The sequence below is a fragment of the Luteibacter sp. TLI7-4A genome (genome assembly GCF_056754745.1).
Genome location: NZ_JBPGWO010000001.1, coordinates 4,099,615 through 4,119,930, shown reverse-complemented (window position 1 = coordinate 4,119,930; position 20,316 = coordinate 4,099,615). Strand labels below are relative to the sequence as shown.

General features: G+C 66.5%; 17 protein-coding genes. 3 read left to right on the top strand and 14 right to left on the bottom strand.

Annotated elements, in window-relative coordinates; genetic code table 11:
- Positions 1–27 precede the first annotated feature (27 nt).
- The 3 genes from ACR9Y6_RS18045 to ACR9Y6_RS18035 all read left to right on the top strand — a co-directional run bounded on the left by ACR9Y6_RS18045 (position 28) and on the right by ACR9Y6_RS18035 (position 1,189).
- Positions 28–495 carry an Mpo1 family 2-hydroxy fatty acid dioxygenase gene (locus ACR9Y6_RS18045; RefSeq protein WP_371024443.1) on the top strand — a complete coding sequence of 156 codons (468 nt, stop codon included), beginning with the start codon at positions 28–30 and terminating at the stop codon, positions 493–495.
- Positions 496–505: 10 nt separating this feature from the next.
- Positions 506–916 carry a hypothetical protein gene (locus ACR9Y6_RS18040; protein ID WP_481282528.1) on the top strand — a complete coding sequence of 137 codons (411 nt, stop codon included), beginning with the start codon at positions 506–508 and terminating at the stop codon, positions 914–916.
- Between the two features lie 90 nt (positions 917–1,006).
- Positions 1,007–1,189, top strand: coding sequence for a DUF2061 domain-containing protein (locus ACR9Y6_RS18035; RefSeq protein ID WP_426285645.1), 183 nt, complete (start codon positions 1,007–1,009; stop codon positions 1,187–1,189).
- Here ACR9Y6_RS18035 and ACR9Y6_RS18030 read toward each other — a convergent pair.
- The 14 genes from ACR9Y6_RS18030 to rodA form a co-directional block, all read right to left on the bottom strand.
- The gene (locus ACR9Y6_RS18030; protein WP_481282527.1) at positions 1,172–3,286 is read right to left on the bottom strand and encodes a beta-agarase; all 2,115 of its coding nucleotides are present in this window, start codon (positions 3,284–3,286) and stop codon (positions 1,172–1,174) included. The genes ACR9Y6_RS18035 and ACR9Y6_RS18030 overlap by 18 nt on opposite strands.
- 131 nt (positions 3,287–3,417) lie before the next feature.
- Positions 3,418–4,740: an APC family permease gene (locus tag ACR9Y6_RS18025; protein ID WP_481282526.1), complete on the bottom strand. Its 1,323-nt coding sequence runs from the start codon at positions 4,738–4,740 to the stop codon at positions 3,418–3,420.
- 291 nt (positions 4,741–5,031) lie between these two features.
- Positions 5,032–5,490 (bottom strand): REP-associated tyrosine transposase, encoded by a 459-nt coding sequence (locus ACR9Y6_RS18020; RefSeq protein WP_481282525.1) that lies wholly within the window; start codon positions 5,488–5,490, stop codon positions 5,032–5,034.
- A 62-nt stretch (positions 5,491–5,552) separates the two neighbouring features.
- The gene (lpdA, locus tag ACR9Y6_RS18015) at positions 5,553–7,376 is read right to left on the bottom strand and encodes a dihydrolipoyl dehydrogenase (protein ID WP_481282524.1); all 1,824 of its coding nucleotides are present in this window, start codon (positions 7,374–7,376) and stop codon (positions 5,553–5,555) included.
- A gap of 12 nt (positions 7,377–7,388) precedes the next feature.
- The gene (gene aceF / locus ACR9Y6_RS18010) at positions 7,389–9,089 is read right to left on the bottom strand and encodes a dihydrolipoyllysine-residue acetyltransferase (RefSeq protein WP_481282523.1); all 1,701 of its coding nucleotides are present in this window, start codon (positions 9,087–9,089) and stop codon (positions 7,389–7,391) included.
- A gap of 400 nt (positions 9,090–9,489) precedes the next feature.
- On the bottom strand, positions 9,490–10,353 hold the full coding sequence (locus tag ACR9Y6_RS18005; protein ID WP_481282522.1) for a mechanosensitive ion channel family protein: 864 nt from the start codon (positions 10,351–10,353) through the stop codon (positions 9,490–9,492).
- A gap of 113 nt (positions 10,354–10,466) precedes the next feature.
- Positions 10,467–12,794, bottom strand: coding sequence for a carboxy terminal-processing peptidase (locus tag ACR9Y6_RS18000; RefSeq protein WP_481282521.1), 2,328 nt, complete (start codon positions 12,792–12,794; stop codon positions 10,467–10,469).
- A gap of 31 nt (positions 12,795–12,825) precedes the next feature.
- On the bottom strand, positions 12,826–13,824 hold the full coding sequence (lipA, locus tag ACR9Y6_RS17995) for a lipoyl synthase (RefSeq protein ID WP_481282520.1): 999 nt from the start codon (positions 13,822–13,824) through the stop codon (positions 12,826–12,828).
- A 12-nt stretch (positions 13,825–13,836) separates the two neighbouring features.
- Positions 13,837–14,505, bottom strand: coding sequence for a lipoyl(octanoyl) transferase LipB (gene lipB, locus ACR9Y6_RS17990; RefSeq protein ID WP_481282519.1), 669 nt, complete (start codon positions 14,503–14,505; stop codon positions 13,837–13,839).
- A 476-nt stretch (positions 14,506–14,981) separates the two neighbouring features.
- Positions 14,982–15,272 (bottom strand): DUF493 family protein, encoded by a 291-nt coding sequence (locus tag ACR9Y6_RS17985; protein WP_306849434.1) that lies wholly within the window; start codon positions 15,270–15,272, stop codon positions 14,982–14,984.
- A gap of 12 nt (positions 15,273–15,284) precedes the next feature.
- Positions 15,285–16,505 carry a D-alanyl-D-alanine carboxypeptidase family protein gene (locus ACR9Y6_RS17980; RefSeq protein ID WP_481282518.1) on the bottom strand — a complete coding sequence of 407 codons (1,221 nt, stop codon included), beginning with the start codon at positions 16,503–16,505 and terminating at the stop codon, positions 15,285–15,287.
- 37 nt (positions 16,506–16,542) lie between these two features.
- Positions 16,543–17,904: a septal ring lytic transglycosylase RlpA family protein gene (locus tag ACR9Y6_RS17975; protein WP_481282517.1), complete on the bottom strand. Its 1,362-nt coding sequence runs from the start codon at positions 17,902–17,904 to the stop codon at positions 16,543–16,545.
- Between the two features lie 98 nt (positions 17,905–18,002).
- Positions 18,003–19,034 carry a lytic murein transglycosylase B gene (gene mltB / locus ACR9Y6_RS17970; RefSeq protein WP_481282516.1) on the bottom strand — a complete coding sequence of 344 codons (1,032 nt, stop codon included), beginning with the start codon at positions 19,032–19,034 and terminating at the stop codon, positions 18,003–18,005.
- A gap of 166 nt (positions 19,035–19,200) precedes the next feature.
- Positions 19,201–20,316: a rod shape-determining protein RodA gene (rodA, locus tag ACR9Y6_RS17965; RefSeq protein ID WP_481282515.1), complete on the bottom strand. Its 1,116-nt coding sequence runs from the start codon at positions 20,314–20,316 to the stop codon at positions 19,201–19,203.

Sequence of the window (20,316 nt, the reverse complement as noted above, 5' to 3'; positions counted from 1 at the left end):
CATCGAGGCATCACGGAGGGGAGCGCCATGCGCGACGCAGCCACCTGGTTCGGCAACTACAGCCGCGACCACCAGAACCCGACCAACCAGCTGATCCACTGGATCTGCGTGCCGGCGATCACCTGGACGGTGGTCGCGCTGGTCTGGCTGATCCCCGTCCCCGGTTGGCTGGGGCGGCCCGGGCTCTGGGCCGTGCTGGCGATGTTCCTGGCCTTCTGCTTCTACTACTACCGGCTTTCGCGAAAGATCGGCCTGGCCATGGCGGGCGCCTTCATCGTGCTGGCCCTGGTCACCGATACGATCTACCAGGCCATCGGGTCCACTGGCTTGCTGCGCCTGGCCATCGGCGTGTTCGTGGTGGCCTGGATCGGCCAGTTCATCGGCCACAAGATCGAAGGCCGCCGCCCCTCTTTCTTCACCGACATCCAGTACCTGCTGATCGGCCCCGCCTGGCTGATGAGCAAGGCCCTCGGCCGCTTCGGCGTGTCGTACTGACGGACACGCCGTGACCCAGTCCCTCCTGACCTTCCTCTCCGCCGCCATCTGGTGGGTGATCTATTCCAGCGCCGTCGCCGTCGTCCCCGCGCTCATCGTATGGCTCGCCCTGCGCTGGCTGGAGAAGACGCCCGTGGTCTTCAACCGGGCCTACATGGCCAGCCTGGTCTGGTCGCTCGCCGCCGTGTTGATGGGCGGCCTGGCGATCGCCGCGCAACACGGCCAGGCGCCGGGGCAATCGATCTTCGTGCTGCCATGGGTCCGCGCTTCGCTGGTGGCCGACATGCTGCTCGGGGCCTGGCTGATCTGGTGGCTGGTGCCCCGGGTCGACGCCCGCCGGGTGAAGCCGACCAGCGCGTGCATGGCCGTGGCCCTGGTGATGGTGGTAGCGATGGTGGTCGGAACGGCCATTCGTCGATAGAGACTTTCTATCGAAGCCATCCAGACGATCACTTGGACTCATGGCGCGGCGTCCCCATAATGAGATGCATTCCCATTGGAGGGTCCGGCCATGGCCAGAAAGATCAAATACGCCGCGACGCACTTCAGCATCGCGTTTTCCATGAGTTATGCGGTGAACCAGAACGTGGCGCTCAGCACGATCGTCGGCATCGCCGAGCCGATCGCCTTCGCCATGGGCCGGGGCGCCTCACGCGAGGCTCGACGCGGCCTTCCCCTAGCGCGCGCCGCCTGATCCACCGCCTGTGCGAGCGTTGGCATCGGTGACGGCGCGGGTAAACCCCTCGAACGGGATGTCGGTGATGCCGACCAGCCCGATATGTGCGTTCTCTCCGTCGAGGATGCGTCCGGTCACCGGCTGGTCCACGTACTGGAACCAGTGCGTTCCCACGATCACGCCCGACGCCACCGCGGCGTCGACGAAGCGCGCATAGGCCTTGCCGCGTTCCTCCTCGCTGGCGACCGCGGCGACGCCGTTGCCGAAGGGACCGCGATCCGCCGAGCCGAAGTGGAATTCCGTGATCAATACGGGCTTGTCCATCTTGCGGAAGGCGGCCACATCGAAGCCGTGCTCCGGCAGGTCGGTATAGGTGTTGATGCTGGTGACGTCGGCATGGGCCGCGCTGGCTTCTTCCACTTCCGGCGTTCGGACGGCCAGACGGCCGCCGAGGAACAGATGGTGCGGGTCGGCCTTCTTCAAGGTCTGCGCGACGGTGCGGAAATACTGGTTCGCATAGAGTTTCAGGAAGGCGATGTAGTCGGCCGCGATCGCCGGGTGCGCTTCGTCGGGGTCCGGCGCCTTGAATCCCTTGGCGGCCACCTGCTCCCAATTCGCCACGGGCACGCCCCAGGCTTTCGCGAACGTGGCGGCGTCGCCATGCGTCTTCTTGAGGTAGTCGAGGAACGCTTGTTTTGCCGGGCTTTCCGGACCCTGCGCGAGGCTGCCCGTGGCGAGCGCCCAGCGGCCTTGCGGCCCCCTTCCCGCCCACGAGAGTTCGTTGTCGGCGAAATAGCCCAGCAACCAGGGGTCATCGCGCACGCCCTTGGTCGCATGGGCGACTGCCGCTTCGGTGGCCTTGGCGAAACGCGGATCGAAAGGATCGGGCATGCGGCCCCAGTAGTCGAAGCCGGTGCCCACGGTGTTGAAGTCGCCATGGATCAGGATGGGCACCGTATAGGCGATGCGGTGATCGCCGGCGAAGGCCGGATCGCTCCAGTTGCCCAGGGTGTTGAACCGCCAAGCCTTGAGCCGGTCGACCGTGCGCTTGCGCCATGCGGATTCGTCTTTGTCGCCGCCGAACGAACGCGCGACGTTGTTCGCATAGACATCCCACCAGCGCCCGTGATTCATGCCGTTGTCGCGCTGCGAGCCCTGGTCGCTACGGCTGTCGGCCGTGCCGCCGAACGGACCGTTGGCGGCACCGGGGTCCGTGAACATGAACTCGCGGCCTTGCACGTAAGTACGTCCGTCGGTGAGGTTCACGGCGTTGACGCCGAGCGAGAAGAAGGCGTGGCCTTCGGGCGTCACCAGCCACCAACGGCCGCCTTGCTTCTGCGTGTGGAACCAGCCGGTGGCTTGCATCGCCGGGAGGTCGGTGCGGCCGCCGTATCGGTCGAGTCCTTTCGGCTCGACGACTTTCGGCGCGGCGTTGGCACGGGTTTTCAGGTCCGCGTCGCTGGCGATCTTCTCGGGCCAGTCGGCCCGCGTGTACTGGCCGTAGCGATCGACAATCGCCGTGTATGCGTGGCGCAAGTCGTCGTTACCGGCGACATCGTCGAGCTTGCCGAACAGCACGGTCTGCGGGGCGCCGGGCTGGGGCATGGAGAGCGTGACCGAGGTGACGGCGTGTGCGTCGATCGCGCCCTCGACCGAAGTGGCGACGATGTGGGCGTCGAACGGCATCGGCGGCCCTACCTGCATGCCGAATGCGCGAGGCGAGGTGGCTTGCAGCGGTAATGACAGGGTCTGCGGCGGTCCAGGCGGCACGCCCACCGTGGCCGTGAGGTGCTTCGATGCCGCGGCCACGTCGATCGTGAGCGTGACCGGCCACGGCATGCCGTTCTGCACGCGCAAGCGCAGGGTCCCGTCGGCCAGCCACGACCATGTGGTCTTCGCAGGAGTGAGCACGAGCGACGGCTTCGCCGCCGGCTTGAACGTCACCGCCACCAGCTCCTCCCCTGCGCTCTTGCGCACGGTGGGATCGAGCACGGCGTCCTGCGCGGCGATGTGCACGGATGCGCCAGGATGGACGAGATCGACAGCTGCCGCGGCGGCTACGCTCGTCGTGAAAACAGTCGCGGTGGTCAGCATGAAAAGAATGATTGGACGCATAGCCACAATCTGCCACGCCAGACATGAATATGTCCTCATCCCGCTCGGTGGGAGCCGATCCTATCGGCGATAGCCAGGTCGCCGCACCACCCATCGCGGACAAGGTCCGCTCCCACCAAGCAGGGCCTCCCTCAAGCCGCCGCCCGGCGGCGCCACAGGTAATACACCGGCACGCCGATGGCGATGATCACCAGGCTCATCCCCGCGTCCGCAGGCGCCGTCACCGCGGTGGCGGCGATCACGCAAAGCACCGTCGTGGTGAACACCAGCGGTAGCCACGGATAACCCGGCACCAGATAAGGCGACGGTTCCGACAGCAATTTCTTGCGATACCAGAAGATCGTCGCGATGCCGAACGCATGCGACAACCACTCCCCCACGGTCGTGTAGTTGAGCAAGGCATTGAAGCTGCCCGAAAGGATCAACACGATCGCCCAGGCGCCGAGCGCCACCAGCGCGAATTGCGGCGCGCCCGTGCGCGCGTCGATGCGCGCGATGGGGCGGAAGAACATGCCGTCGGCGCTCATCACCTGTAGCACGCGCGCGCCGCCCGCGATGGCGATGCTGCAGTAGCCGAAGGTGGAACAGGCGATGCCGACGGCGATGATCGTGGCGCCGGATTCGCCGAACACGCGACGCATCAGGTCGGCGGCGGGCGCGGTGCTCGCGGCGAGACCGTCATGGCCCAGGCCCGCCATGTAGGCGATGTTCACCAACACATAGCAAACCACCACGCTGGCCATGCCGAGCCCCAGCGCGCGAGGCAGCGTGCGTTGCGGATTGCGCACTTCGCCAGCCAGGTCGTTGAGGTAGTGGAAGCCGCCATACGCGAACATCGCCGGCAGCAGCGCGCCGATCACCGTGCTTGCCGGTACGTCGTGGGTCGGATCCGCGACGAAGGCCAGGCCGAGGTGTCCTCGGGCGAGGAACAGGCCGACCACGATCAGCAGCGCGACGGCGGCGAGCTTCAGGACGGTGAAGGTGTTCTGCACCCAGGCGCCAGCGCGGATACCGAACAGGTTCACCGCCACGATGAAGCTGATGGCACCGACCGCCAGCGGCTTCACCCATTCGTGCGGAAGGCCCATGGCGCGGCACGCGTAATCGGCGAAGGTGGTCGCCACCGCGGCGACGCTACCCGGGTAGTTGATCAGCGCCATCGTCCAGCCGAACAGGAAGGCCGGTAGCTGGCCGAATGCCTCGCGCAGGTAGACGTAAGTACCGCCGGCTTGCGGACGCCTGGCACCGAGTTCGGCGTAACAGAGCACCCCGGCGAGGGTGAGCAGGCCACCGAGCGTCCACAGCACGATCACCTCGGTGCCGGAGCTGGTCAACTGGGCGACGGTGGCCGGCGTGCGGAAGATGCCCGCGCCGATGACACCGCCAATGACGATCATCGCGGCATCCCAGATGCCGAGGCGACGGAGGTAATGAGCTGGCTGAGGGGCTGGCATCCGCCGACCATGCCATAACCGGCGATGCAGGGCGATATGGCCGTGGTCACGGGCCGGTTTGCGGGTCGGCTACCCCTCGCGGAAGCCGCTTCCTTGTGGGAGCCGCTTCCTAATGGGAACTGCCTCCCTGTGAGAACCGCCTCCCCTGTGGGAGCCGCTTCAGCGGCGATATCGCTCCAGGTTTACCTTTTTCTTTATCCGGCAGGCTATCGCCGGCATAGCCGGCTCCCACACAAAGCGGACTGGCATACGGGGTGGGCTGGCATCCATGCAGGCACACAACCGGGCAATCTATAACCAGACGGCATTCCAGTAGGGGTAATCGCCGATTCGGTCGACCAACCCGGCGCGCAACGGATTCGCGACGATGTATCGCGCCGCCGTCTTTATGTCGTCATCCTTGCGAAGCGCCCGGTCCTGGAAGGCCTTCTGCCAGACCGGGGAACGACGCCCCGTCGAACGCTTGATCGAGCTGGACACCATGGCCTTGTATCTCGCCATGACCCGCGAAATATCCCCATCGTGAAGTTCGATCAGTCCATGCCAGTGATCCGGCATCAGTACCCAGGCAAGGCAGCGGGCACCTTTCCAGGCCTCGGTGGAATGACAAATACGGGAGGCACGCCGCGCGCACGCGACATCGCGGAACAGCGGAGCGCGATTCCACGTCGTGGTCGTGATGAAGTAGATGCGGCCGGGTTCCGATAACCTGCCGTGGCGAAGATCGCGGGAATGAGGTGGTGAAGACATTCACCGACCATGCCCGGCCGCGACGGCCCGCGATGCCGTATGGCACCGCGGGCGTCGGTAGGTTATTTCTTCTTCGGGATGTACAGGTCGGTGATCGTGCCTTCATACACCTCGGCCGCCATGCCGACGGATTCGCCGAGCGTGGGGTGCGGGTGGACGGTACGGCCGATGTCGCCGGCTTCGGCGCCCATCTCGATCGCGAGGGCGAGTTCGGAGATGAGGTCGCCCGCGTGCGGGCCGACGATGCCGGCGCCGACGATGCGATGGGTTTCCTCGTCGAACAGGAGCTTGGTGAAGCCTTCGGTGCGGTCGATGCCGATGGCGCGACCGGAGGCCGCCCAGGGGAACTTGCCCACGCCGATCTTCAGGCCCTTTTCCTTCGCCTCGCGCTCGGTCACGCCGACCCAGGCGATTTCCGGATCGGTATAGGCCACCGACGGGATCACGCGCGCGTCGAAGAAGCTCTTCTGGCCGGCGGCCGCTTCGGCGGCGACCTTGGCTTCGTGCGTGGCCTTGTGCGCCAGCATCGGCTGGCCCACGAGGTCGCCGATGGCGAAGATGTGCTTCACGTTCGTGCGCATCTGGCGATCGACGGGGATGAAGCCGCGCTCGCTGACTTCCACGCCGGCCTTGTCCGCGCCGATCTTGTTGCCGTTGGGCGAACGGCCCACGGACACCAGCACGCGGTCGTACACGGTGGTCTCGGGGATGCTCTCGCCGTCGAAGGTGACCTCGATGCCCTTCTTCGTGGCCTTCGCCTCGACGACCCTGGTCTTGAGGTGGATGCCCTTGTAGCGCTTGGCGATGCGTGCCTGCAGCGGCTTCACCAGGTCGAGGTCGGCACCCGGCATGAGCTGGTCGGCCAGTTCGACCACCGTGACTTCCGAGCCCAGGCCGGCGTACACGGTGGCCATTTCCAGGCCGATGATGCCGCCGCCGACGACGAGCAATTTCTTCGGCACGTCGCGCAGTTCGAGGGCGCCGGTGGAATCGATGACGCGCTCGTCGTCCCACGGGAACGAAGGCAGCTTCACCGACTGCGAACCGGCGGCGATGATGGCGTTCTGGAAGCGGATGAGCTTCGTGCCTTCGGCCGTCTGGACTTCCATTTCGTTCGGCGAAATGAACATGCCGACGCCGGTGACGGTGCGTACCTTGCGCGCCTTCGCCATCTGGGCGAGGCCGCCGGTGAGCTTGCCGACCACCTTTTCCTTGAACGAGCGCAGCTTGTCCAGGTCGATCTTCGGCTTGCCGAACGTGATGCCGTGCGCCTCGATGGAGGCGGCCTCGTCGATCACGGCGGCCGCGTGCAGCAGCGCCTTCGAAGGGATGCAGCCCACGTTGAGGCAGACGCCGCCCAGCGATTCGTAGCGTTCGACCAGCACGGTATCGAGGCCGATGTCCGCGCCACGGAACGCCGCGGTATAACCGCCAGGGCCCGAGCCGAGCACGACCAGCTGGCACTCGATGTCCGCCTTGCGTCCCGAATCGCCCGCCGCCTTCACGCTGGCGGTGGACGCGGGAGCCGGCGCCGCGACGGCCTGTTTCGGCGGAGCCGGAGCGGGCGACGGTACGGCGGGCGCGGGCGCGTCCTTCGCCACGGACTGGCCGACGACCTTGCCGGCGGCCGGCTTCCCGGCGTCGCCTTCGGCTTCAATCAGGGCGATGACGCTGCCGTCGTTCACCTCGTCGCCGACCTTGACCTTCAGTTCGACGATCTTGCCCGCCTGCGTGGCCGGCACGTCCATCGTGGCCTTGTCGGATTCGAGGGTGATGAGGCTCTGGTCTTTCTCGACGGTGTCGCCGACCTTGACCAGGATCTCGATGACCGGCACGTCGTGCGAGCCGCCGAGGTCGGGAACCTTCAATTCGATGGTGTTAGCCATGGTCCGCCCCCGTCAGAGCAACAGCCGGCGGATGTCGCCGAGCTGGTTGGCGAGGTACACGGCGAAACGCGCGGCGAGCGCGCCGTCGATCACGCGATGGTCGTATGACAGCGACAGCGGCAGCATCAGGCGCGGCGCGAATTCCTTGCCGTTCCAGACGGGCTTCGTCTGCGCCTTCGATACGCCGAGGATCGCTACTTCCGGCGCGTTGATGATCGGCGTGAACGCCGTGCCACCGATGCCGCCGAGCGAGGAGATGGAGAAGCAACCGCCGGACATGTCGTTCGCGGTGAGCTTCTTGTCGCGCGCCTTCTTCGAGATCTCGCCCAGTTCCGCGGCGAGTTCGAGCAGGCCCTTCTTGTCGGCGTCGCGGATGACCGGCACGACGAGACCGTCGGGCGTGTCCACGGCGATGCCGATGTGGAAGTACTTCTTCAGCGTGAGCTTTTCGCCGGAGGCGTCGAGCGAGGCGTTGAAGGTGGGGAACTTCTTCAGCGCCGCGACCACCGCCTTGATCTGGAATACCAGCGGGGTGATCTTGAGATCCTTGTTCTCTTCGCCCAGCTTCTTGCGGAAGGCTTCCAGCTCGGTGATGTCGGCGTCTTCGTACTGCGTGACGTGCGGGATCATCGCCCAGTTGCGGGCGAGGTTCGCGCCGGAGATCTTCTGGATGCGCGACAGCGGCTTCTCGTCCACTTCGCCGAACTTCGAGAAATCCACCTTCGGCCACGGCAGCAGATTGAGCCCGCCACCCGCGGCGACGGTGCCGCCGGCGGCCACCGGCGCGCCGGCGGTCATCACCCGCTTCACGTAGGCGGACACGTCTTCGCGCTGGATACGGCCACCACGGCCGCTACCCTTGACCTGGGCCACGTCGACACCGAGTTCGCGCGCGAAGGCACGCACGGCCGGGCTCGCGTACGGGACGGCGTCGGGCATGACGACCGATGCATCGAACGACACCGGCGGCGTGCGCGGCGCACCGCCCACCGGCACGTCGGCCGACGGCGCGACGGCGGCTTCGCGACGCGGCGCCTCGGCCGGGGCTTCGGAAACGCCGGGTTTCTCGCTGGACGGTGCCGGCTGCTCGTCGGCGGCAGCTGCTTCGCCGCTCTCGCCTTCGAGAATCGCGATGACGTGGTCGTCGTTGACCTCGTCACCGACCTTGACCTTCAATTCCTTGATCACGCCCGCCGAGGGCGCGGGAATATCCATCGTGGCCTTGTCGGACTCGAGCGTCATGAGACTCTGGTCCTTTTCGACGCGGTCGCCGGCCTTGACCATGATCTCGATGATCGGCACCGGCTTGCCACCGATGTCGGGAACCTTCACCTCGACCGGACCGGAGGACTTCGACGCCGACGGCGCCTTGGCCGCGGCGGGCGCGGGCGCCGGAGCGGCTGCCTTCGGGGCCTCGGCCTTCGGGGCTTCGACCTTGGGCGCCTCAGCCTTCGGCTGCGCGGCCGGGGCATCGCCCTCGGCTTCCACCAGGGCGATGACGTGGCCTTCGTCGACTTCGTCGCCGACCTTGACCTTCAGCTCCTTGATCACGCCTGCGAACGGCGCCGGGACTTCCATCGTGGCCTTGTCGGACTCGAGCGTCACCAGGCTCTGGTCCTTCTCGACGCGATCGCCGACCTTGACCATGATTTCGATGACGGGGACCGCGCTACCACCGATATCGGGGACGCGGGCTTCTTTGACGTCGGCCATGGAACCTCCTAAAAACAGGCGCTTGCGGGCGGACGAACCCGCTGGCGGGGGAATGACGGGCGCCGTGCTGCGGCGCAACCGGTCGATTGTAATCCCTCGGGCCCGCCGGATGACCCGTTTTCGCTCGATTCAAACGGTCGTTCGGGAGGATTTCTGGTTTGCGGGACGGTTCTGGATGGCTCCGAGACGCACCGCTAACTGCTCATCGAAGGCCAATCCATCCTGTGAGGGCAGACTCCGCCCCTACCCTGCAGGGAGCCGACTCCGACCCGAACCTGTGGGAGCCGACTGTGTCGGCGATCCCGCGGCAGCGGGCCAGGCTACGACAAGCACCCATCGCCGACACAGTCGGCTCCCACCAGAGCGGCTCGCGGTACCTGAGCATCCCTATCCCGTTTTATTACCTCGCGGGCTGTAGCGGATTGCGATCGCCCTCGGACGGAGGGCCCACGAGGCGGATCTCGCTCTGCGGGTAGGGAATGGTGATGCCGGCCTCGTCGAAACCTTCCTTGATCCGGCGCAGGAGCGTCGTCTGTGCTTCCCAAAGGTCACCGGTGGTGGTCCATCCACGGATGACGAGGTTCACGCTGGAATCGCCCAACGCCTCGGTCCACACGCCGGGCGCGGGGTCCTTGAGGATGCGCGGGTCCGCGGCGAACAGGTCCTGCACGACCTGCATGGCCTTGCCGATGTTGTCGCCATAGCCGATACCCACCTTCAACTCGAAGCGGCGCGTGCCGCGCACGTTGTAATTGATGATCGCGTCGCCACCCACCTTGGCATTCGGCACGACCGCCTGACGGTTATCCGGCGTGATCAGGTAGGTGTGCATGAGGTTCACGCTTTCCACCGTGCCGTCGATGCCGCCCAGGCTGACGAAATCGCCCACGCGGAAAGGACGGAACAGGATCAGCAACACGCCCCAGGCGATGTTCGACAGCGAACTGTTGAGTGCGAGACCGATGGCGAGGCCGGCGGCGCCCAGCGCGGCGATGAACGATGTCGTCGGGACACCGACCGTACCCAGCACGTTGATGAAGAGCAGCGCCAGCAGCACGCCATAGATGAGGTTGCGCAGGAACAAGGCCAGCGTGATGTCGACGCGCGCGCGTTCGAGCGCACGGCGTCCGAAGTTGGCGATGCGCGCGGCAAGCCAGAAGCCCACGACCAGGAGCAGCAAAGCCAACCCGATGCGAATGGCGTAAGCGACGATCAGGACGCTCATGGCGTGTTCGATGCCGAGTCGATCGAGGAGATCCGTCATTTCCCTGCCCTTGTGCGATGAAAAAACGCATCGAGGCTATCAGGAAAAGGATGAATGCGTGCTCTGGTCTGGTGGGTGCCGCATAAAAAAAGGCGCCTTGCGGCGCCTTCTTGTTACGGGGTGGTGTCGGTCGGTGGTTTTGCCGGCACCTGCGCCGTTTGCGGGGCGTCGATCTTGCGGCCGCCGTAGGGGAGCACTTCCGCGGCGATCTTCGGATCAGCCTTGATCATCGCGACTTCGTCGCCGACGATGTGGGCGGCTTCGTCCAGCGGCGTGTCCTTGGCTTTCTTCGCCTCGGCTTCCTGCTTGATCTCGGACTTGATGCTGCGCTCGTTGGCGTTGAGGCCGTCGTCGGCCGTATTGCCATCGTCGCCCAGCTCCGCCGGGCTGCCGTCGCCGCCGAAGATCGCCTTGCGGCGGTTGCGGAAGTCGGTCTGGATGGCGTCGTACTGCTTGCGCTCGGCCTGACGCGCCGCGAAGTTCAGCGAGATATCGGTCTTGTCGCGCAGCTTCTGGTACTGCGCCAGCTCGTCGAGCATCAGCTTCCACGCCGGCGAGGTGGCCACGCGCGCCTGGTGCTTCTGGTTGAGCGGGCCGATGATCGGCTTGAGATCGGCCACCGGCTTGTAGTCGGCCGGATCGATGTGACGCCACGGCAGTGCGTTGTCGTAGGTGGATTCGCCGAATTCCTTGGCGTCGCCATTCTGCGGGAACTGCACGTCGGGCGTGACGCCATGCAGCTGCGTGCTGTCGCCGTTGATGCGGATGAACTCGGCGATGGTCATCTTGAGTTCGCCGTACTTGGCGTCCTCACCCGTCGTGGCCTTGCCGAAGCGGTCGAGGTCGACCAGGTTCTGCACGGTTCCCTTGCCGAAGGTGGGCTCGCCGATGATGATGCCGCGGCCGTAATCCTGGATGGCGGCGGCGAAGATCTCCGACGCCGATGCCGAACCACGGTTGACCAGCACGGCCATCGGACCGTCCCACGCCATGCCCGGCGCGTCGTCGCCCTGGGCGTCGACCTGGCCGCGAGCGTCGCGCACCTGCACCACCGGGCCGGTATCGATGAACAAGCCGGTGAGTTCGGTGGCTTCGTTGAGCGAACCGCCGCCGTTGTTGCGCAGGTCCATGATCACGCCTTCCACCTTCTGCGCCTTCAGCTCGGTGAGCAGCTTGGAGACGTCGCGGGTGGCGCTCTTGAAGTTGGCGTCGCCGTTACGGCGCGCGCCGAAGTCCTGGTAGAACGTGGGCAGTTCGATCACGCCGATCTTGCGCGTGACGTCGCCGTCCTTCACGTCGATGACCTTCGACTTGGCGGCCTGCTCTTCCATCGTGACCTTCTTGCGCACGAGGGTGACGATCTCGTGCTTGCCGTCCACGCCGGCATCGGCAGGAAGGGTCTCGATGCGGACGGTGGTGTCCTTCTTGCCGCGGATGAGCTTGACCACGTCGTCCTGGCGCCAGCCGACGACATCGACCATGGGCCCGGTCTCGCCCTGCCCGATGGCGACGATGCGGTCGCCGGGCTTCATCTTGCCGGACTTGATCGCCGGGCCGCCCGGGACGAGTTCGCGGATGGTGGTGTAGTCGTCGCGCGCCTGCAGCACCGCGCCGATGCCTTCCAGCGACAGGCGCATGGCGATGTCGAAGGCATCGGCGGCGCGGGGACCGAGGTAATCGGTGTGCGGATCGGTGGAGTTGGCGTACGCGGTCATGAAGGCCTGCGTCGCGTCCTCGTCGTCGAGCTGGCGCACGCGCGAGATGTACGTGGCGTAGCGCTTGTCGAGCGTCTTGCGGATGTCGTCGTCGTTCTTGCCGGCCAGCTTCAGGCGCAGCCAGTCGTTCATCGTGCGCTTGCGCCACACGTCGTCCAGCTCCGCCTGATTCTTCGGCGCGGCGGCCTTCTTGCGGTCGAAGTTGAAGCTCTCGTTGCCGCTGAAGTCGAAGCCCTGCTTGAGCAGGCTGCGCGCATAGTTCATGCGGTCGACGGCGCGAGTGACGTACAGGTTGAACACCGAGAACGGACCGGAGAGGTCCTGGTTCCAGATGGCATCGTCGAACTGCGTCTTCAGCGGTTCGAACTTGGCGAGGTCTTCCTGCGTGAAGAAGACTTTCTCGCTATCGAGCGATTCGATGTAGGCCTTGTAGATCTTGGCCGACATGGCATCGTCGAGCGGCTGGGCCTGGTAGTGGAAACGCGTGAGGAAGCGGGCTGACAGCTGCGACGCCTGCGCTTCGGCCTGGGTCGGTTTCAGCGGCAGGCTGGATTCCTTGCGCTGTGGCTCGGGCGAGGTCGCCGCTTCCGAGGCGTCTTTCGGTTGCGGCGCCGACTTGCCCGCCGGCGCGGTCGTGCCGGGCTGCTGCTGCGGCGCGGCAGCCTGTGCCTGGACACCCGCGGCCGACAAGGCCAGCAGGAGAGCGATCGCGGGGCGAAGAGTCATGTAATCGGAGCCTCGGAATGCGTTGGGGCGTTTATTCGACGACGCCGGCGGCGTGAGCCATCAGGTCGGCATGGTAGGAGGATCGCACCAACGGACCGGAAGCGACATGGGAGAAGCCCATTTCATCGCCAGCGACGCGCAGCGCCTCGAATTCGTCCGGCGTCCAGTAACGGACCACCGGATGGTGGTGCGCCGTTGGCTGCAGGTATTGCCCGATGGTGATCATGTCGACGTCATGGGCACGTAGATCCCGCATGGTCTCCAGCACCTGCTCCAGCGTCTCGCCCAGGCCCAGCATGATGCCGGACTTGGTCGGCACCGTCGGATGCTGTGCCTTGAAGTTCTTCAGCAGGTCCAGCGACCACTGGTAGTCGGCGCCCGGACGGACCTCGCGGTAGAGGTGCGGGACCGTTTCCAGGTTGTGGTTGAAGACATCCGGCGGGAAATCCTTGAGGACTTCCAGCGCACGCTCCATGCGGCCCTTGCCGCGGAAATCCGGGGTGAGGATCTCGATGCGGATATCGGGGCTGGCATGGCGCACGGCGCGGATGCAGGCCGCGAAATGGGCGGCGCCGCCGTCGCGAAGGTCGTCGCGATCCACCGAGGTGATCACCACGTACTTCAGGCGCATGTCGCGGATCGTCTCGGCCAGGCGAGCCGGCTCGAGCGGATCGGGCGCCAGCGGACGACCATGGGCCACGTCGCAGAACGAGCAGCGGCGGGTGCAGACCTCGCCGAGGATCATGAAGGTGGCGGTGCCCTTGGAGAAGCACTCGTGGATGTTCGGGCAGCTGGCTTCCTCGCACACCGTGGTCAGCGAGTTCTCGCGCAGGCGCGCCTTCAGCTGCTGCACGGCGTTGCCCTGGGGCAGGCGCACGCGGATCCAGCTCGGCTTGCGCAGCACGGGCTGATTGGCGTCGAAGCTCGCGCGGTTGAGCGCGATCTTGTCGTTGCCGAGCATCTTCTCGCCGGGCTTGTCGACGACGGCGATGGGGATGCTGCGGGAGGGGGAAACGGAGGATTGGCTCATAGGGCTACTGCCTCAGACCGCAAGGCGGGCGGGGAGTTCGGGGAGGATGGGCGCGGCGTCGACGGCGTGGAAACCGAACTGCTTGCAGAATTCCTGTACCAGGACGTCTTCCACGTCCGCCAACCGCGACGGACCACCCAAGTCTAGCACCTGGGTGACCTCCAAACCCTTGTAGCCGCAGGGATTGATGCGGTGGTAGGGCTCCAGGTCCATGTCCACGTTGAAGGCCAGCCCGTGGAAGCTGCAGCCGCGGCGGATACGCAGGCCCAGGGCGGCGACCTTGGCCCCCGCGGTGTAGACGCCGGGCGCGCCCTCGCGGCGCTCCGCGCCGATGTTCCATTCGCCGAGGGTGTCGATGATGGCCTGCTCGATGCGGTGGACCAGCTCACGCACGCCCACGCCCACGCGGCGCAGGTCGATCATCGGGTAGGCCACGATCTGGCCGGGGCCGTGATAGGTGACCTGGCCGCCGCGATCGACGCGGACGACGGGGATGTCGCCCGCCGCCAGCACGTGTTCCGCCAGGCCCGCCTGGCCCAGCGTGAACACCGGGTCGTGCTCCAGCAGCCACAACTCGTCGACGGTATCGTCGGTGCGGTTGTCGGTGAAGGCGCTCATGGCCTTCCAGGTGGACTCGTAGGGCACGCGCCCCAGCCGGCGGACGTTGAGCGGGAGGGTCATGGGAGGGAGGTCGGAGGGGATTCGGGGGAGTTGTGGGCGGGGGTCTGGGGTTACAAGAGTAACGCTGTGGCGGCCGGGTCGCCGGCATAGCCGGCTCCCACACGGACTGCTGATGCAGGAGGGCGGGGTCTTGCCGGGCTTCGCCCGGATCGCCGGCATAGCCGGCTCCCACAAGGGCTGCTGAGTGGGAGGGTGGGACCTGCCCTGCCGGGCTTTGCCCGGATCGCCGGCGTAGCCGGCTCCCACAAAATCGCCGACAGGGTCGGCTCCCACCAAGGCTCGATCCACCAAGCTCGGCTCGACCCACGAAGCTCGGCTCGACTCTTGTGGGATCGGCTCGACCCGCCGGGCTCGGCTCGACTCTTGTGGGATCGGCTCGACCCGCCGGGCTCGGCTCGGCCCTTGTGGGAGCCGGCTGGGCCGGCGATCCCGCGGCAGCGGGCCAGACCGCCGCGGCGATCCGGCCCCTCAACGACCTACATCGTGAAACGAATGTCCCGGTCGGCCCGCAACGTGCTGTGGGCTTCAAGGTACTTCTCGCGTGACGGGGCGACGAAGCTCACCGTCACCGACTGGTAGTTGCCGGCCGGGGTCAGCTTCGTGGAAAGCGTCTCGTGGAGCACCTCCAACCCGATGCCGTGCAACAACGCCGGCACGTGCTTGTCGAGGCCCGCGTTGGCATTGCCGATCGCGGTGATCTCGAACTCACCAGGAAACTGGAAGCCCTTCCCTTCCTTCTGCGCATCGCTGAAGTCGATTTCACGCATCGTCTCGCCCTCTTACTTCTTGTCGCCGTCGCTGTGGAACCACAGCATGATCGTGTCCCACAGGCGCGAGAAGAAGCCGCCTTCCGGCGCATCTGCCAAGGCCACCAGCGGTGCGGTGAGTACCGGCTGGCCGTCGAGGGTGACGCGCAGCGTGCCCACCTGCTGGCCCTTCTTGAACGGGGCGATCAGGGTGGCGGGGATATCGAGGTTGGCCTTGAGCTTGTCGTAGTCGCCGCGCTTGACCGAGACGAGGGCGTCTTCGGTGAGGCCCAGCGCGATGGTGTTCTCGGCGCCCTTCCAGAGCTTCGGCGTGGCCAGCGGCTTGTTGGCTTCGTAGAGCTTGTGCGATTCGTAGAAACGGAAACCGTAGTTGAGCAGCGCCAGCGCGGCGTCGGCGCGGCCCTTTTCGCTATTGGCACCCATGATGATGGCGATCATGCGCGCGTCGCCCTGCTTCGCCGATGCGGCAAGGCAGTAGCCGGCCGCGGCGGTGTGGCCGGTCTTGATGCCGTCGACGGTGTTGTCGCGCCACAGCAGCAGGTTGCGATTGTGCTGCTTGATGCCGTTCCACTCGAACTCCTTCACGGCCGAGATCGCGTAGTCCTCGGGGAAATCGTGGATCAGCGCACGCGACAGGATCGCGATGTCGCGGGCCGTCGTGTAGTGGTTGGCCACCGGGTAGCCGGACGCGTTCTGGAAATTCGAATGCGTCATGCCGAGTTGCTTGGCATACGCGTTCATCAGGTTGGCGAAGGCGGGCTCGGAGCCGGCGGTGTGCTCGGCCAGCGCGATGGCGGCGTCGTTGCCCGACTGGATGATCATGCCGTAGAGCAGGTCCTTCAGTGGCACCTGGCTGTTGAGCTTGAGGAAGCTGGTGGAGCCGTCGGTGCCCGCACCGCCGCCGCGCCACGCGTTCTCGCTGATGGTGACCGGGTCGGTCATGTGGATCTTGCCGTTGCCGACCTCGGCCGAGACCACGTAGTCGGTCATCACTTTCGTGATCGACGCCGGCTCGACCTGGAGGTCGGGATCCTTCGAGGCGATGATCTGCCCGGTGTTGTAGTCCATCAGCACCCAACTCTTGCCTTCGACATCCGGCGGCGGCAGCACCGGCGCCTCGGGAACCACCGGGCGCGGCACGGACGGACGGGGCGGCGTCTGCTGCGCCACGGTCACACCGGCGACGAGCGCGGCGGCGGCGAAAGCGAACAGGGAACGGGGCAAGAGCTTCATCGTTTCAACGGTCCAGTTCAAAGCAGGAAAAAGAAGGTCAGTCTACCGCGACCTGCGGCCTGGGCAGGCCCATGCCGGCAATCTGGTCGGTCACGCGGTCGGCCGTGTCCACGTCGGCCAACGGTCCCACGCGCACACGGCGCACGCTGCGGCCGCCGATCGTGGCCTCGACGACACTGACCGGCCCAAGGCCCGCACGGTTCAATTGATCGGCCACGCGATTCGCGTTCACGACATCGGAGAAGGCGCCGACCTGGAGGTAAATGCTGGGCTTGCCGGCCGAAGGAGCGGTGATCGGGCCCGGGTTGGCGGCGATGCCTTGGCTGGACGCCGCGCCCGGCGTGGACGGCGGTGCTTGCCGGACGGCCGCGGCCTGGGCCGGGACGGGAGCCGAGGCCGTGGTCGTGGTCGTGGCTGGCATCGTTGCCGGAGTCGAGGCCGGGACGTTCGCAGCGGCGGCCAGCGGCGGCAACGCTTCGCTCGGCGAAACACCGGTCATCCCGGGCACGTGACCATCATCGTCGACGGCGACGTCCTGGCGGGAGCCAACCCTGTTGGCGATGGGAGCTTGCCGCACGCCGTCATCGCCAACAGGGTTGGCTCCCACCGGGTTGGCCCGCACCGGGCCGGTCCCCACCGAAGCCGTGACCGCACGCTGCGGTGGCGGAGGCGACGCGGTGATCGGAGCCGGCTTCGGCGCCGTGTTCACATACGGTGCCCCGCGATCGCTACCCGGGTCGTTGGGGTCGATCGCCCGCACCTCCACCAGCCCCGTGCCCTTGGGCCACACGCCGATTTTCACGGCCGCGGCGAACGAGAGGTCGATGATGCGGTTTTCGTGGAACGGGCCGCGATCGTTGATGCGCACGATGACGCTCTTGCCGTTCTCGAGGTTGGTGACACGGGCATAGCTCGGCAGCGGCAAGGTCTTGTGCGCCGCCGAGAACTGGTACATGTCGTATTCCTCGAGGCTCGAGGTCTTGTAGCCGTGGAACTTGTTCCCGTAGAACGAGGCGATGCCGCGCTCCACGTACCCGCGCGGACTCGGCAGCACGTTGTAGGTCTGGCCGAGCACCGAGTACGGCGACTTGTTGCCGTAAAGAGAGCGCGGTTCCACCTTCGGCACCGGCTCCGGAAGCTTGTTCACGTCCGGGATATCGGTGGGAACGCTGTCCGAACGAGAGCGATAGCGCGAGCCTTGCGACTTGCGGATGTCGTCGTAGCGGCCGCCGCTGGGTGCCGTGGAGCTGCCGCCGCGCGACGAGGGGCGCGCGTTACGGGAGCCACCGCAGGCGGTGAGCAGCAGCGCGATGAGGACGATCGCGAGGAGCGAAGCGTGGCGTTTCAGCCTGGTGGGAGCCGACTCTGTCGGCGATTCAAGGTTGTCGCGAGCTCCCATCGCCGACAGGGTCGGCTCCCACCAGGCAGGGCAAATCGACAGGGTCGGCTCCCACCGAACCCGGGCATGCAGAAGCGGCTTCGGCCGAGCCGCGGGGGTCATCGTTCGCCGGGCCCGTGCGTGCGGGCGCGGATCTCGCGCGCCAGCTGGTCCACGGCCATGGCGTACATGGGGCTGCGGTTGTACGTGGTGATCACGTAGAAGTTCTGGAACACGAACCAGTATTCGTCACCCGCCGGCCCGTCCAGGCGCACCAGTTGCGCATCGCGGCCGGGATTGAGGTGTTGCAGCGGCGCGAAGCCGTCCGCGACGAACGATTCCACCGGCGCCACCGGCTTCCAGTCCTTGGGCACGGCCGGAGCCACGGCGCGCGCGTCGGGCTGGGCGCGCGCGGCGACCGGGCCACCGGCTTCCCAACCGTGCTGGGCGAAATAATTGGCCACGCTGGCGAAGATGTCGCCCATCGAGCCCTTCATGTCGATGCGGCCGTCGTGGTCGTAATCCACGCCCCAGTCGCGGATCGACGAGGGCATGAACTGGCCCCAGCCCTGCGCGCCGGCATACGAGCCGGTCAGCGTGTCGAGCGGGCCGCCCAGGTGGTTCTGCGGCAGTTCGAGCAAGGCCTTCAGCTGCTCGCGGAAGAACGGCGCGCGCTTGGGGTAGTAGAACGCCAGCGTGGTCAGCGCATCCAGCACCTTCCATTTGCCCGTGTTGCGGCCGTAGAAGGTTTCCACGCCGACGATGGCGACGATGTATTCGGGCGGCACGCCGTACTTGCGGCCGATGCCGTCGAGCAATTGCCGGTGCTGGCGATAGAAATCCGCGCCCGCCTGGATGCGCTGCTCGGTGAGAAAAATCGGACGGTAGTCGCGCCACGGCTTGCCCTCGGCCGGACGGCTGATCGCATCGAGGATGGCCTGCTGTTTCTTCGCGCCGTCGAGCAGCGCGTTCAGCGAGGCCTTGCTCTTGCCGGTGTCCCTGGCGACTTCGCGCACCAGCTGCTCCTGTCCCGGATGGGTTTCGGCGGAGGCCGCGGAGGCGAACATCAGGGGGAAGGCGATCATCGCGCCGGCAAGGCGCGGGAGGTGACGTGCGGGTCGTGCGCGGCGCGCGGCGAGAACTTCATCCATGCGTGGAAGCGTAGCACGCGCATATGGCGTATCCCGGGCGACCTTGTACCTGCGTTCAGCGATGGCACCTCGCCCGGTGGGAGCCGACCCTGTCAGCGACGGGGGAGGCGCGGCAAGCTGGCTATCGCCGACAGGGTCGGCTCCCACCGGGCACTGGCTCGTCCCGCTAGTCGTGCAGTTTCCGGTTCGCGTGGATCGACATCAGCACGCCGAATCCGGTGAGCAGGGAAACCGCCGAGGTGCCGCCATAACTCACCAATGGCATCGGCACGCCCACCACCGGCAGGATGCCCGCGACCATGCCGCCGTTCACCGCCACGTAGACGAAGAAGCTCATGCCGATCGCCCCGGCGAGCAGGCGCGAATACGTGTCGCGCGCGTTCATCGCGATCCACAGGCAGCGGCCGATGATGAAGGCGTAGAGCAGCATGATCGCGATCACGCCCACCAGGCCGAATTCCTCGGAGAACACGGCGAAGATGAAGTCGGTGGTGTGCTCGGGCAGGAACTCCAGGCGCGATTGCGTGCCGTGCTGCCAGCCCTTGCCGAACATGCCACCGGAGCCCACCGCGATCTTCGACTGGATGATGTGCCAGCCGTTGCCGAGGGGGTCGGATTCGGGGTCGAGCAGCGTGCGCACGCGATTGCGCTGGTATTCGTGCAGGAACTGCCACGCCACGGGGATCACCGCGCCCACGCCACCCACGAGCAGGCCGATGCGCCACCAGGCCATGCCGGAAAGGAACAACGCGAACGCACCGGCCCCGGCCACGAGCAAGGCGGTACCGAGATCGGGCTGCTCGGCGATGAGTCCGGCGGGCACCGCGATCAGCAGGCCGACCACGATGATGTCCTTCCAGCTCGGCGGCAACTGCCGTGGATGCAGGTACCAGGCGACCATCATCGGCATGGTCAGCTTGAGCAACTCGGACGGCTGGAAGCGCATGAATCCCAGGTCGAGCCAGCGGTATGCGCCGCGGCCTTCGCCGAGCACGGCCACGACCACCAGCAAGGCGGTGCTGCCGAGGTAGAGCCACGGCGTCCACGAGCGCAGCACCGGCGGCGGGATACGCGAGATGACCAGGAGCAGCACGGCGCCGAGGACGAAGCGCGCGGCCTGTCCGGTGACCAGCGAGAAGTTGCCGTTGCCCGCGCTGTAGAGCGTGGCGAGCCCCGCGCAGCCGAGCACGAAGAGCGCCAGCAAGAGCGGCAGGTCGAGCCGTGGCCGCGTGAGCAGGCGAAGGCCGAAGCGCTTCATGCGCATGGTGAGCTTCTGGAACAT

Excerpts from the sequence above, each read along its gene's own strand:
- lipB (WP_481282519.1), bottom strand. The coding sequence starts at position 14,505 with ATGACCCTCCCGCTCAACGTCCGCCGGCTGGGGCGCGTGCCCTACGAG.
- ACR9Y6_RS18030 (WP_481282527.1), bottom strand. The coding sequence starts at position 3,286 with ATGCGTCCAATCATTCTTTTCATGCTGACCACCGCGACTGTTTTCACG.
- ACR9Y6_RS18005 (WP_481282522.1), bottom strand. The coding sequence starts at position 10,353 with ATGACGGATCTCCTCGATCGACTCGGCATCGAACACGCCATGAGCGTC.
- ACR9Y6_RS17980 (WP_481282518.1), bottom strand. The coding sequence starts at position 16,505 with ATGAAGCTCTTGCCCCGTTCCCTGTTCGCTTTCGCCGCCGCCGCGCTC.
- mltB (WP_481282516.1), bottom strand. The coding sequence starts at position 19,034 with ATGGATGAAGTTCTCGCCGCGCGCCGCGCACGACCCGCACGTCACCTC.
- ACR9Y6_RS17975 (WP_481282517.1), bottom strand. The coding sequence starts at position 17,904 with ATGGGAGCTCGCGACAACCTTGAATCGCCGACAGAGTCGGCTCCCACC.
- ACR9Y6_RS17985 (WP_306849434.1), bottom strand. The coding sequence starts at position 15,272 with ATGCGTGAAATCGACTTCAGCGATGCGCAGAAGGAAGGGAAGGGCTTC.
- lpdA (WP_481282524.1), bottom strand. The coding sequence starts at position 7,376 with ATGGCTAACACCATCGAATTGAAGGTTCCCGACCTCGGCGGCTCGCAC.
- ACR9Y6_RS18000 (WP_481282521.1), bottom strand. The coding sequence starts at position 12,794 with ATGACTCTTCGCCCCGCGATCGCTCTCCTGCTGGCCTTGTCGGCCGCG.
- ACR9Y6_RS18035 (WP_426285645.1), top strand. The coding sequence starts at position 1,007 with ATGGCCAGAAAGATCAAATACGCCGCGACGCACTTCAGCATCGCGTTT.
- aceF (WP_481282523.1), bottom strand. The coding sequence starts at position 9,089 with ATGGCCGACGTCAAAGAAGCCCGCGTCCCCGATATCGGTGGTAGCGCG.
- ACR9Y6_RS18025 (WP_481282526.1), bottom strand. The coding sequence starts at position 4,740 with ATGCCAGCCCCTCAGCCAGCTCATTACCTCCGTCGCCTCGGCATCTGG.
- ACR9Y6_RS18045 (WP_371024443.1), top strand. The coding sequence starts at position 28 with ATGCGCGACGCAGCCACCTGGTTCGGCAACTACAGCCGCGACCACCAG.
- lipA (WP_481282520.1), bottom strand. The coding sequence starts at position 13,824 with ATGAGCCAATCCTCCGTTTCCCCCTCCCGCAGCATCCCCATCGCCGTC.
- rodA (WP_481282515.1), bottom strand. The coding sequence starts at position 20,316 with ATGTTCCAGAAGCTCACCATGCGCATGAAGCGCTTCGGCCTTCGCCTG.
- ACR9Y6_RS18020 (WP_481282525.1), bottom strand. The coding sequence starts at position 5,490 with ATGTCTTCACCACCTCATTCCCGCGATCTTCGCCACGGCAGGTTATCG.